Annotated in this window: 11 protein-coding genes; 8 read left to right on the plus strand and 3 right to left on the minus strand. The window is 59.9% G+C overall.

The genetic code is table 11. From position 1 onward, the window contains the following. Positions 1 to 46: 46 nt before the first annotated feature. The gene (locus tag LG30_RS0111120) at positions 47 to 415 is read right to left on the minus strand and encodes a TraR/DksA family transcriptional regulator (protein ID WP_033130781.1); all 369 of its coding nucleotides are present in this window, start codon (positions 413 to 415) and stop codon (positions 47 to 49) included. A gap of 96 nt (positions 416 to 511) precedes the next feature. Then, positions 512 to 1,456 (minus strand): tRNA dihydrouridine(16) synthase DusC, encoded by a 945-nt coding sequence (dusC, locus tag LG30_RS0111125; RefSeq protein ID WP_033130782.1) that lies wholly within the window; start codon positions 1,454 to 1,456, stop codon positions 512 to 514. Between the two features lie 176 nt (positions 1,457 to 1,632). On the opposite strand from dusC, the gene LG30_RS0111130 reads away from it, so the two are divergent. The 4 genes from LG30_RS0111130 (at position 1,633) to LG30_RS0111145 (ending at position 5,912) form a co-directional block, all read left to right on the plus strand. Then, a complete protein-coding gene (locus tag LG30_RS0111130) occupies positions 1,633 to 2,010 on the plus strand; it encodes a YbaN family protein (protein ID WP_033130783.1) in 378 nt (125 codons plus the stop codon). A gap of 131 nt (positions 2,011 to 2,141) precedes the next feature. Further along, complete coding sequence (gene apt / locus LG30_RS0111135; RefSeq protein WP_033130784.1) at positions 2,142 to 2,687, plus strand: adenine phosphoribosyltransferase; 546 nt, start codon at positions 2,142 to 2,144, stop codon at positions 2,685 to 2,687. Between the two features lie 184 nt (positions 2,688 to 2,871). Further along, positions 2,872 to 5,454 (plus strand): DNA polymerase III subunit gamma/tau, encoded by a 2,583-nt coding sequence (gene dnaX, locus LG30_RS0111140; RefSeq protein WP_033130785.1) that lies wholly within the window; start codon positions 2,872 to 2,874, stop codon positions 5,452 to 5,454. 128 nt (positions 5,455 to 5,582) lie between these two features. After that, on the plus strand, positions 5,583 to 5,912 hold the full coding sequence (locus LG30_RS0111145) for a YbaB/EbfC family nucleoid-associated protein (protein ID WP_033130786.1): 330 nt from the start codon (positions 5,583 to 5,585) through the stop codon (positions 5,910 to 5,912). A 211-nt stretch (positions 5,913 to 6,123) separates the two neighbouring features. Here the strand turns inward: LG30_RS0111145 and LG30_RS0111150 are convergent, their stop codons facing one another. Continuing rightward, positions 6,124 to 7,044 (minus strand): LysR family transcriptional regulator, encoded by a 921-nt coding sequence (locus tag LG30_RS0111150; protein WP_033130787.1) that lies wholly within the window; start codon positions 7,042 to 7,044, stop codon positions 6,124 to 6,126. 118 nt (positions 7,045 to 7,162) lie between these two features. On the opposite strand from LG30_RS0111150, the gene LG30_RS0111155 reads away from it, so the two are divergent. The 4 genes from LG30_RS0111155 to LG30_RS0111170 all read left to right on the plus strand — a co-directional run bounded on the left by LG30_RS0111155 (position 7,163) and on the right by LG30_RS0111170 (position 11,872). Continuing rightward, on the plus strand, positions 7,163 to 8,029 hold the full coding sequence (locus LG30_RS0111155) for a pirin family protein (RefSeq protein WP_033130806.1): 867 nt from the start codon (positions 7,163 to 7,165) through the stop codon (positions 8,027 to 8,029). 452 nt (positions 8,030 to 8,481) lie between these two features. Beyond that, complete coding sequence (locus tag LG30_RS0111160; RefSeq protein ID WP_033130788.1) at positions 8,482 to 9,261, plus strand: COG4705 family protein; 780 nt, start codon at positions 8,482 to 8,484, stop codon at positions 9,259 to 9,261. Between the two features lie 473 nt (positions 9,262 to 9,734). Continuing rightward, positions 9,735 to 10,262 carry a phosphatase PAP2 family protein gene (locus tag LG30_RS0111165; protein ID WP_052100996.1) on the plus strand — a complete coding sequence of 176 codons (528 nt, stop codon included), beginning with the start codon at positions 9,735 to 9,737 and terminating at the stop codon, positions 10,260 to 10,262. A 539-nt stretch (positions 10,263 to 10,801) separates the two neighbouring features. Further along, positions 10,802 to 11,872: a LuxR C-terminal-related transcriptional regulator gene (locus LG30_RS0111170; RefSeq protein ID WP_033130789.1), complete on the plus strand. Its 1,071-nt coding sequence runs from the start codon at positions 10,802 to 10,804 to the stop codon at positions 11,870 to 11,872. The last annotated feature ends 85 nt before the right edge of the window (positions 11,873 to 11,957 follow it).

The raw sequence follows: 11,957 nt of genomic DNA on the forward strand, positions 1-11,957 counted from the left end.
AGTCGGGGGGGAGGGGGAGGTCATGAGGGGCACAGACGGTGCCCCATCAGAGTTCGTGGGCGTGGAATCCCTTGCGATAGCGGGTATCACAGCGTGGGCAGCGTTGCAGGGTCGGATCCTGCCCGAGCTGGGCGATGGCCAGCGGCTCTTCGCAATCGGAGCAGAGGCCATAGAGGCCCAGATCCATCTGGCAGAGGGCGGCGTCGATCCGCTTGAGGCTGGCCACGCTCTGCTCCACCTTCGGCAGATCGAGGCAACTGGTCAGCTCCACCAGCTGGTCACGCTCACAATGACCCACCTTCTCAGCCCAGTCGTCTCGCCGACTGGCCTTGAGCCGATCGATCAGCTCTTCTCTTACTTGCGCCCAGTCGGTCAGCAGGCGCTCGCGCCATTCGGCCAACTGGGCTTGCGTCATTTCACACAAAGGAGCCTCCATAGACGAATTATAAAACTCGGCCAGTATAGGGAAGCGAGTGAATTATCAAGATGACATGAGTCAAGTAAAGGGTGGTTAGCTCACAGTTTTCGCGGCGTGCAGCAGTGCTTCCCGGATAGGTCCCGTCTCCTTGTGCAGACGAATATCCTGAAATAACTCGGCTGCCTGGGGATATTCTCGCTTGAGGTAGCTGAACCACTGCTTGATCCGGCTGGGATAGTAGTCGGCCTTCTCGCTCGCCAAGTCCTGCTCCGTGTAGCTCACCATCAGTTGCAGCACCTCGGCCCAGCTCATGTGGGCACAACCGGTCTTCATCACGTTGGCCAGGTTGGGCAGGGAGATGGCGCCACGGCCCACCATGAGGGCGTCGCAGCCGGATACCTGGGCGCAGGTCAGGGCATCCTTGTGATCCCAGATCTCGCCATTGGCGGTGACAGGAATGGGCAGGGCGCGGCGAATCGCGTCCACATATTCCCAGTGGGCCGGCGCCTTGTAGCCTTCCCGCTTGGTGCGGGCGTGCACCGCCAGCTCGCAGGCGCCGGCCTGATAGACCGCCTGGGCGTTGTCGAGATAGAGCGCCTTGTCGTCATACCCCAGCCGGATCTTGGCGCTCACCGGCAGATGGGCAGGCACCGCCTCACGCACCGCCTTGACGATGCGATAGACGGTCTCGGGCTCCTTGAGCAGCACGGCGCCGCCCTTGCTCTTGTTGACCGTGGGGGCGGGGCAGCCAAAGTTGAGATCGACCCCGGGGGAGCCGAGCTCGATGGCGCGCACCGCGTTCTCGGCCAGCCATTCGGGGTGCTGGCCCAGCAGTTGCACCCGCACCGGGGTGCCGGCACGGGTCTTGCCATCTTGCTTGAGTTCGGGGCAGAGGCGATAGAACACCTTGGCGGGCAGCAGCTGATCGACGACCCGGATGAACTCGCTGACACAGAGGTCGTAATCGTTGACGGAGGTGAGAACCTCCCGCATCAGGTGATCCAGCACCCCCTGCATGGGGGCCAAAATAACGCGCATAGCTGCTTCCGAAGACAAGGGGAGAAAAAAGAGCGCAGATTGTAGTGGCAATGGGCGGCGTTGTCAGCCGTCTGCCCACTCGATGGGCCTAATCGACTGCCGCCGCATGGGCCAGGCTGTCAGCTTCTGGGCCAACTCTGTTAGGCTAGGGCTGGGTGCATTCGAGAGGAGTACAGATGAAGCGTTGGTGTTTGATGGCCCTTGGCTGGTTGGCCTTCGCCACGGGTATTGTCGGGATAGTGTTGCCACTGCTGCCGACCACGCCCTTCATGCTGCTGGCGGCGGCGCTGTTTGCCCGCTCGTCCCCCCGTTTCCATCGCTGGCTGCTGGCGCACCCCTGGTTCGGGCCGCCCATCGCTGACTGGCAGCAGTATCGCGGCATTCGTCGCCATGCCCGGCGCCGGGCCATCATCTTCATTCTGCTCTCCTTCTCGGTGTCGCTCCTGGTAGTGCCCATGCTCTGGGTGCGGTTGCTGCTCGTTGCCATAATGGTGATCCTGCTCACCTGGTTAATGCGTTTGCCGGTGCTGGAGCCAGTTGCAATGGAGAAGTGAAATCCCTAAGCTATTGCAGCAATAATGCTATGGAGTCGGCTCGTCATTTTTGCGTGACGGGCCTTTTTATTGCCTGCTGGCGGGCAGCGCAAGAGACGCCACGCCTGGGCTCAAAAATAAGCGGTCAAACAATGAATCCGGATACCCTGAAGTTTATCGAAGCGAGCATAAAGACCATCCCCGACTATCCGAAGCCGGGCATCCTGTTTCGCGACATCACCAGCCTGATCGAGAATGCCGAGGCCTTCAAGGCCACCATCGATCTGCTGGCTGCGCATTATCGTGATCAAGGGATCACCAAGATTGTCGGTACCGAGGCCCGCGGCTTCATCTTTGGCGCCCCCGTGGCCTTCGCGATGGGCTTGGGCTTCGTGCCGGTCCGCAAACCGGGCAAGCTGCCCCGCGCCGTCATCGAGGAGTCCTACGCCCTCGAGTACGGTACCGACACCCTGCAACTGCACACCGACGCCATCGTCCCCGGTGACAAGGTGCTGGTCGTGGACGATCTGCTGGCCACCGGCGGCACCGTCGATGCCACCGTCAAGCTCATCCGTCGTGCCGGCGGTGAAGTGGCCGATGCGGCCTTCATCATCTCCCTGCCGTCGCTGGGCGGTGATGCCCGCCTGACCGCCGCTGGCGTCAAGGTGGTCTCGCTGGTTGAACTCGCTGGCGAGTAAACCACGGGCGTGAATGACAGGCAGGCCTCGTCAGCCTGCCTGTTTTGCTTGGCAGCTGATGCCTGAATGGGCATCGGTTTGAAAATCCAGCGATCCCTCCCAAGACGGCCCTTCGCCCATACAGCCCGCCCTCCATTTGTGTTAGCATCCTGCCTCAATGCCTCGTTTTCCAGCATCGAGATCTATGAGCTATCAGGTTCTGGCGCGTAAATGGCGCCCCCATACATTTGAACAAGTGGTTGGCCAGCAACATGTGCTGACCGCCTTGACCAATGCCCTGGATCAGGGACGGCTGCATCACGCCTATCTGCTGAGTGGCACCCGCGGGGTGGGCAAGACCACCATAGCCCGCATCCTGGCCAAGAGCCTCAACTGCGAGCAGGGGATCAGCAGCCACCCGTGTGGCGTTTGCGACACCTGCCGCGAGATCGATCAGGGCAACTTCGTCGATCTGCTGGAGATCGACGCGGCGTCCCGCACCAAGGTGGAAGACACCCGCGAGATCTTGGACAACGTGCAGTACCGCCCGGCCCGTGGCCGCTTCAAGGTGTACCTCATCGATGAGGTGCACATGCTGTCGCGCCACAGCTTCAACGCGTTGCTCAAAACCCTGGAAGAGCCGCCCCCCTATGTGAAGTTCCTGCTGGCCACCACGGATCCCCAGAAGCTGCCGATCACCATCCTCTCCCGCTGCCTGCAGTTCCATCTGAAGAGTCTGGATCAGAGCCAGATCGCCAAGCAGCTCGAATGGGTGCTGGATCAGGAGGGTCAGCCGTTCGAGCCCCGCGCCCTGCTGGCCCTGGCCAAGGCGGCCGACGGCAGCATGCGAGATGCCCTGAGCCTGACCGATCAGGCGCTGGCCCACGGCAATGGCAGCGTGCGGCTCGACAGCGTGCTGACCATGCTGGGCACGCTCGATCATCATCACCTGCACCAGTTGCTGGAGGCCATCCTGCGCCAGGACGCCCCGGCGACCATGGCCAAGATCACCGAAATCGCCACCCTGGGGCCGGATTTTGATCAGCTCCACGCCGAGTTGGAGGCCTTGCTCCATCGCGTCGCCATGGCGCAACTGCTGCCCGCCAGCGTGCAGGAGCAGGGGGCCGATGCGGACGCCCTGTTGCAGCTCGCCCAGGTCATGAGCCCGGAAGAGGTGCAGCTCTGTTACCAAATCGTGCTGGGGGGGCGCAAAGATCTGCCCTGGGCACCGGATGGCCGCACCGCCCTTGAGATGACCTGCCTGCGGATGCTGGCGTTCTCGCCGCGTCGCGAGGTGCTGCACCCTGCCAGCCTCACCGCTCTGCCACCGTCCATGTCGACACCGTCGGTGACTGGGACGAGGGCCGCACCGGCATTGCCGGGAAAGCCCCTCGGGGCTGAGCCTGCCCCCGCCTCGGCGATAACCCCTACTCCTGTACAGGTGCCTGCCAAGCCGGTAGAGCCGGTCATTGCCCCATCATCTGCGGCGCCGGATGCCGATGGTATGACAAAGGCCAGCGCCGGGTTGGCGATGGGCGAGGACGGAGAGGATGCCGGCGATGAGCCGGTCAATCCGCTGTTTGCCGAGCAGGAGGAGTTGCTGCGGGAGGCGCAGCAGATGGGATACGAGGCGCCGCCTGTTGAGCCGGGCAGCGCTTCTGATGCCCCCCCCGTGGCCCAGGCAGTGATTTCTCCTGTCGATGAGGCCATGACGGCCGCTCACGACGAGATAACGCAGGCTGAGGTAGTAGCCGAGGCGGTTGCTGCACCGACGCCGGCCTCGAACCTGCAGAGCCTGCTTGGCAAGCGCAACTTGCTGCGCAGCCGGCTGCGAAGCGATGCCGGGACGACGACAACGCCTCCTCGGGTCGCGCCAGTCAAACCGGCCATGACTCCCGAGCCGAGAGCTGTGGCCCCGCAGGCAGCGGCGTCGCAACTGAGTGCACCACAGGCGAGTGCGCCCTGGCAGCCAGCCGTGCCATCGGCGGGCCAGCAGGAGGTCGCGCTGGGTTATGAGGATCTGCCGCCGCTCGATGCCTATGACGACAGCGGCAGCGATTACGAGGAGTACCTGAGCCAGGGCTTGGGTGACGGGCTCGTCAGCGCCCCCCCTATAGCGGCGACTCAGGCGTCGCCAAACCAGCGCCAGAGTGCATCGCTCAAGGCTCGCCCCGATCCCGACGATCTGCCGCCCTGGGATCTGGACGGCGTGGCTGTCAAGGCCGCCCCTGCTAGCGCCCTCCTGCCCGCTGCAGCGGCAGTGCCCGTTGCCGCGCCGAGTGAAGCGCCATTCGCGACGGCCCAGGTGATGGAGACCATCGACTGGGATGAGCTGGAAGCGGAGGCCGAGCCACAGGAGGGGGAAGAGGTCGCAAGGCTCATTCCCTCTTCCCTGCTCGCCAACTGCGGCGATCCCTGGGCCGAGCTGATTGCCCATACCGGGGTCGGTGGCAGGTTGCGGCAGCTTGCGATCAACTCCGTGATGACCCGGCAAGGGGATCTGGTGTCGCTCGTCCTCAAACCCGAACAGCGCCACCTGGTCAGTGACAAGGCGTGCGCCGATCTGGCCGGGATCATAGGCCCTGAACTCGGCCAGGTGGTGCGGGTGGAGGTGACCCTGGGCACGGATCCGACGCGGGAGACGCCGCTCGAGATAGAGCACCGCCTCTATCTGGGGGTGCGTGAGCAGGTGGCCCGGGATCTGGCCGAGGATCCCCATGTACAATTTCTACAGCAGCGGTTCGGCGCCGTGCTCCATCCCGAGAGCATAGAGCCCCTGAGCCATTGACCGAATATCGTTAAAATCCATGCGGGGGCTGGCTCCCCGCTTGAAAAACACCATGGCTGCCCCCATTTAGGGCAGAACAAGCCCACAGCCCGGCGCTGTATGCCGGATTTCAAGACGAGAGACGACCTATGTTTGGTAAAGGTGGAATGGGTAACCTGATGAAACAGGCCCAACAGATGCAAGAGCGTATGCAGAAGATGCAAGAGCAACTTGCCCAGATGGAAGTAGTCGGCGAAGCCGGTGCCGGCCTGGTCAAGGTCACCATGGCTGGCAGCCACAGCGTGCGCCGTATCGAGATCGACCCGAGTCTGATGGAAGATGACAAGGAGATGATCGAGGATCTGGTCGCCGCCGCCGTGAACGACGCCGTGCGCCGGGTGGAAGAGCAGAACAAGTCCAAGATGGGCGAGCTGACCGGCGGCATGCAACTGCCCCCAGGCATGAAGCTGCCATTCTAAGCGAGATAAACCTCGGCGCCCGGCGCCCGGCGGCCTGTTTGGCCTGTTTGGCCTGTCGCCGGGGCGCGGGGCACCCTTGCTAAAAAGGCCAGAGCCATGCTCTGGCCTTTTTGCTGCGCGCCTCACGATGTCCTGTGGCGCCATGCCGACGACAGCGGCAAGGGGCGGGATCCTGGCACAGCCGTTAGGGCTGCCGGACAAGGTCGCCGCACTATGGGCGGGGCGACTCTTCCGCCAGGGGGGCGAAGCCGTGCACCAAATGATCAATCAGGGCGCGCACGGAAGGCAGCAACCCGCGACGGGAGGGGAAGACCGCGTGGATCACCTCCCGACGCGGCGCCCAGTCAGGCAGCAACCGCACCAGGCGGCCATCGGCCAGCGCCTCTTGCACCATCATGGCGGGCAGTTTGACCACCCCCACACCCTCTATCGCCGCCCGGCGCAGGGTCTGCATGTCGGTGGTGGCGAACCTGGGGCTGTGGTGCTGCTTCACGTGGGCACCATCCGCAGCCTGCAGGATCCAGTGATGTCCCTCGAGGGAGGGGCCGTGTCCGAGGCTGGGCCATGACAGCAGATCCACCGGTGCCCGTGGCATGCCCTGTTGCGCGATCAAGGCGGGGCTTGCCACCAGATACTGGCTCGCATAGCCCAACACCCGCATGGCCAGATCGCTGTCTTCCAGCGGCAAGGGCCGTACCCTGATCGCCATGTCCAGCCCCTCGGCGACCACGTCCACCGCCCGATTTACCCCGACAAGCTGAATGCTGACGCTCGGATACTGCAGGGCAAAACTCACCAGCATGTTGCCGACGTGGGCATGCTGCAAGTCGATGGGGCAGGCGAGCCGCAGCACGCCACAAGGCTCGCTCTGGGTCGATTCAATCACGGCCTGAGCGGCCTCGGCCTCCACCAGCATGGCCCGGCAGCGAGCATAGTAGGCCTGTCCCAGCTCGGTGACCTGGAAGCTGCGGGTCGAGCGCTGGATCAGCCGTACCCCGAGCCGCTCCTCCAGCAGGGCGACGCGGCGGCTGAGCTTGGACTTGGGCATGCCAAGCGCCCTGCCGGCCTGGGCAAAGCCGCCGTGATCCACCACCTGGACGTAGTAATAGAGATCATTGAGGTCTTGGTGCATCGATGTATCGTTCACAAAATAGGACGCTGAGGTCAAATACTACGCCTACCGATGATGTCGTTCCATATGCACAATGTATCCAAGGCCACACAGGCTAATGACAACCTTGGAGATCATCATGAAAAAAGTCATCGGTATCTACAGTGCGCCACGCCAACACTGGGTGGGTGACGGCTTTCCGGTTCGTTCCCTGTTCTCGTACCACAGCCACGGCAAGGCACTGAGCCCCTTCCTGCTGCTGGACAGGGCCGGGCCGGCGGATTTTTCCCCCGGTGAGCAGCCTCGCGGCGTGGGTCAGCACCCGCACCGGGGGTTCGAGACGGTCACCATCGTCTACCAGGGGGAGGTGGCCCACCACGATTCCACCGGGCAGGGCGGGGTCATAGGCCCGGGGGATGTGCAGTGGATGACGGCTGCATCCGGTATCATGCACGAGGAGTTTCACTCCGAGGCGTTCACCCGCTCAGGGGGCACCCTCGACATGGTGCAACTCTGGGTCAACTTGCCGGCCAAAGACAAGATGTCGTCCCCGGGCTATCAGGCCATTCGCAGCGACAGCATCCCGGTGCATGAGCTGGCGGATGAGGCGGGGTTGGTGCGCATCATTGCGGGTGACTACGCGGGACAGACAGGGCCGGCCCGTACCTTCTCGCCGATGAATGTGTGGGATCTGCGGCTACATGGCGGGGCCAGTGTCCAGCTGCCTGCCGTCGATGGCTGGAACACGGCCATAGTGGTACTCAAAGGGAGGGTGCGGGTCAATGGCCAGGAGGAGGTGGGCGAGGCGCAGATGGTGTTGCTGGATCCCCGTGGCACTGGCATCGAGATCGAGACCCGTGAGGATGCCGTCCTGCTGCTGCTCAGTGGTGAGCCCATCGATGAACCCATCGTCGGCTATGGCCCCTTCGTCATGAACTCGCAAGTGGAAATAACCCAGGCCATCGACGACTTCAATAACGGGCGTTTTGCACAGGTAGCCCATTGACCTCAAGCCTGATGCCAGCACGGCATCAGGCTTCTTTCGTGTGGTTCGCGGCGGCTGATCCGTCCGGCATCACCGCCGTCAGGGGATCGGCCCTGGCGGCTGTGTATCGCAGACCTTCTCAACGATGCTTTGAGCCTGCATGGTGTATTCGCAGCGGCAAGGGATTTGACTGTCCAGCCTGCCGAGTCTCCCTGTGTGGTTATTTTTTAGGCAATTATTCTATCCCTTTCGTGTTATTTCCGAGGCGCTCGGATAATCCTTTATGCCGAATTGGCGGTTATTTCCTGCTGGCCGTATGCGAGAAAACCAGCCCGCACACGGCGCCGGTCAACGACATCGAGTGGGTATCCATATGAGGGGGAAATAATAATGGCGCCCTTAACTGTCTCTTAAGAATGCCTCCCTAGGTTCAGTATTGACGAAGCGTTCGTCTTACCACTGGAAGGTATCTCATGTTAACAACACGCGCAGACGCATTGAGTAAAGTACCCGAGATCACCCTGGCATTCTGGGTGACGAAAATTCTGGCGACGACATTAGGGGAAACCGGTGGCGATGCCGTCACCATGTCGATGGATTTGGGTTATCTGGTCGGTACCGTTATTTTTTCAGCCATCTTTTTGATAGCCGTTTATTTTCAGGTTTCTGCCAAGAGCTACCATCCGACACTGTATTGGGCAACCATCATCGCGACGACGACCGTGGGCACCACTATGGCTGACTTTGCCGACAGATCGTTGGCTATGGGTTATGCCGGCGGTTCAACCTTGTTGCTCATCTTATTATCTGGCTCCTTTATGGTGTGGTATAGAGCCCAGGGGGAAATATCAACAAGCGCTATTTCTTCACCCAGAACGGAGATGTTTTACTGGGTCACCATCATGTTCTCGCAAACATTGGGGACAGCATTGGGTGACTGGATGGCGGACGATGCCGGCTTTGGTTATGCGGGCAGCGCTGTCTTGTTCGGGGGCATGCTGCTGGCCATAGTCGCAGCCTATTTCTGGAGCCAGGTTTCCCGCACCTTGCTGTTCTGGGCTGCCTTTATCATCACGCGTCCCCTCGGTGCCGTGGTGGGGGATTTCCTGGACAAGCCTGTCAGCAAAGGAGGGCTGGAGCTGAGCCGCTATTCTGCCTCGGCAGCGTTATTGGTGGCCATCGCCGCCCTGGTCTACCTGGCTACCCTCAATAACAAACGCGTTGGCACCGTGGTGTTGGACTCTGATGGTTAAATACGGTCAGGGCAAGCCATTGATGGCTTGCCCTGAATATGAATGCCGTGACCTTTTAGTGGCATATTTCACTCTCTGGTAGCATTCGGAGCATATGGCCTTAATATCAGACTATTTATTGCCAGGTTATGTTCGAGTCGTCACCATATTGTTATTAACTTAATGCATTAGCTTTCCTATTCATGATAGGAGTGAGTTGGGATTTATATCGACCTGCCACATTGTTTTTTAATGAATGGATGCAATAACAATGCTTCATATTAAAGGGTTCTATCTCGTTGCTATTTATAGGCTGTAAATAAACGCGGTATCCGTGTCTGTTTTTTAAATTGGTTCTTGGCTGGTCTCATTAAGTCGGCGCGAAGGGATTAATCGTTATTTTATATTTTCTCATCACCAACACATCTGTCGAGCGACTACATGGCTATTGCTGCCATTTTCAAGTCGTCGGTAGAGCATTAAATGGAGTTTATATGAGAAAGGAACTTCTCGGCATCATACTATGCGGCATCAGCGGTGCCGCGAATGCCACCAGTGCATTTGAAACCTACGGTGATATCGGTCAGTTTGCCATTCCCGCCGTTGCCGCTGGCATCTCCTGGTATCAAGGGGATTATGACGGGCTGGAACAATTTGGATATTCCCTGTTGGCGACCACGGCAACCGTCGAAATTTTGAAAAATACGGTCGATGCGACCCGTCCGAATGGGGGGAGCAAGAGCTTCCCATCCGGGCACACCGCCTGGGCATTCAGTGGCGCCAGCTACCTGCAGATGCGTTATGGCTGGGGCTATGGTCTGCCTGCCTATGTCGCTGCGGGCGCCGTCGGTTGGTCTCGGGTCGAGTCGGACAATCACTATTGGCGTGATGTGATCGCCGGTGCGGCCATTGCCACCGGTTTCAGTTACCTGTTTACCACCCCCAAGGGCCCACAACTGGCATTCTACCCCTTGCTGATGGAGGGGGATGCCAGGGGGATTGGTGTCAGTCTGACCTATTGACTACCTGGGGCAGCTCGCTTGCCGCGAGATCTGCCTGGTTGTGGCGAGGAAGCCCAGCGCCTGATGACGAAATGGTGTGGGGCCGGGAGCGGATCTTGGACGAGCTGGCGCGCAGGTTTATCGGAATGAGCCGCGATGCCGTGAAAGCCACTGACTTCTGGCATGCTTCGGGCAATCGGCTGATCACGCTGGGGGACCAGGCCGAGTGGTAGTGATGCCAGAGTTACGCCAGCTTTGCTCTGTCGGGCCCACCCATAAAAAGCGCCTGAAGGCTCTTTGCTGGTGGGGAAGATGAAAAGGGGAAGCTGGCGGTACGGCGTGCGAGGGAACGCATCTTGGACAAACCTGCTGTATAACGACAAAAGCAATATGAAACATTAGCTTGGATTTAAACATTTCCCCTGCCTTCATCCATATGTACTTTTCTCATTACTATTTACGGATTGCTCATAAAACCTTTGTTCATTTGACTACTTCTCGAGGTTCTCATTGCAGAGTAAGATGCCACTTCAATAAAAATAAAAATGTGGAGTTCGGGTGTGAAGGCATTAGAAAAAGATAGGATATCGCCCTATATCAGCCAGTTATACGAGTGCGGTATTAATGATTCTGACATTAAGTTGGTCGTAGACCAATTTCGTTCCGACCTGTCCGGCAGTTCGTCCCTGTTTTTATTGCGGGACGATGACAAGAGCGACGGAATAAGGCTCTTCTCCAGCGGCCTCAGCGAGGCCCAGCAGCAGTTCTATGTCCAGCACCATCGCCAGGATGTGTGGTTCAACCACTATCTGGACAAGGGCTGCCAGGGGATCGTCAACGCCAACGCCATCTCCAATTCGGCGGGTCTGCTGGCGAGTTTCGGCGCCCAGTTTGCCGCCGGTGGTGTCTGCCGGGTCAAGGGGCGTGGCCTGAGCAGCCTGTGTAGTTATCGCAGCGCGGCGCAGGATGATTTCAGCGCCAGAGACCTCGTGTCCCTGACCGAGATCTATTCCGGCCTGGCGGCCTGGAGCCAGCATTATTGGAATCTGCTGGCCCTGGAAACCCAGAACTATCAGCTGCAACAGCTGGTCAAAAACCATAATAAGCCCAGTGCCATCATCGATGACAAGGGGCATATTCATTATTCCAACGTGGCGTTCAACCGTATCTCCGATGAAAATGTGGAGCTGCGGGCCATCAATGGTATTTTCTCTTTGCAAAATAAGGAGCAACAACGCCAGCTCAAGGACATATTGAATGGCTTTGCCTATTTGTTGCCGGGGGCGAGTGCCTATATGTCCATTCCCCGTCAGGCCAATTTAAGGCCGCTGCTGATCCAGTGCACCCTGATGAGTGGCCTCAACCGCTTCGAGCGTTATGTGGAGGTGGTGCTGCGCGACCCCGAGCACTCCTTCAATCCGGATATCGAAGCGCTGGCCAGCCTCTATCCCCTCACCATAGGCGAGAAGGAGCTGCTGGTGCTGATGAGCAAGGGCTACAGCAGCAACGATATCGCCGAGCTGCGAGGGGTCAAAGTGGAAACCGTGCGTTCCACCTTGAAGGGGGTGTTCAAGAAGACCGATTGCCACAGCCAGAACGAGCTGCTGCTGTTGCTGCAGTCCATTTCCTGATCCCTGGCGGGCTATGCTTGCAGTGAGCCGGACATCCTGTCCGGCTTTCGCCTCCCGCCCGGGAGGCCTGTTGGGGGGAAGGGTC

Source organism: Aeromonas aquatica, assembly GCF_000764655.1.
Lineage (GTDB): Bacteria > Pseudomonadota > Gammaproteobacteria > Enterobacterales > Aeromonadaceae > Aeromonas > Aeromonas aquatica.

Excerpts from the sequence above, each read along its gene's own strand:
- LG30_RS0111145 (WP_033130786.1), top strand. The coding sequence starts at position 5,583 with ATGTTTGGTAAAGGTGGAATGGGTAACCTGATGAAACAGGCCCAACAG.
- dusC (WP_033130782.1), bottom strand. The coding sequence starts at position 1,456 with ATGCGCGTTATTTTGGCCCCCATGCAGGGGGTGCTGGATCACCTGATG.
- LG30_RS0111120 (WP_033130781.1), bottom strand. The coding sequence starts at position 415 with ATGACGCAAGCCCAGTTGGCCGAATGGCGCGAGCGCCTGCTGACCGAC.
- LG30_RS0111150 (WP_033130787.1), bottom strand. The coding sequence starts at position 7,044 with ATGCACCAAGACCTCAATGATCTCTATTACTACGTCCAGGTGGTGGAT.
- LG30_RS0111155 (WP_033130806.1), top strand. The coding sequence starts at position 7,163 with ATGAAAAAAGTCATCGGTATCTACAGTGCGCCACGCCAACACTGGGTG.
- LG30_RS0111160 (WP_033130788.1), top strand. The coding sequence starts at position 8,482 with ATGTTAACAACACGCGCAGACGCATTGAGTAAAGTACCCGAGATCACC.
- LG30_RS0111165 (WP_052100996.1), top strand. The coding sequence starts at position 9,735 with ATGAGAAAGGAACTTCTCGGCATCATACTATGCGGCATCAGCGGTGCC.
- dnaX (WP_033130785.1), top strand. The coding sequence starts at position 2,872 with ATGAGCTATCAGGTTCTGGCGCGTAAATGGCGCCCCCATACATTTGAA.
- apt (WP_033130784.1), top strand. The coding sequence starts at position 2,142 with ATGAATCCGGATACCCTGAAGTTTATCGAAGCGAGCATAAAGACCATC.
- LG30_RS0111130 (WP_033130783.1), top strand. The coding sequence starts at position 1,633 with ATGAAGCGTTGGTGTTTGATGGCCCTTGGCTGGTTGGCCTTCGCCACG.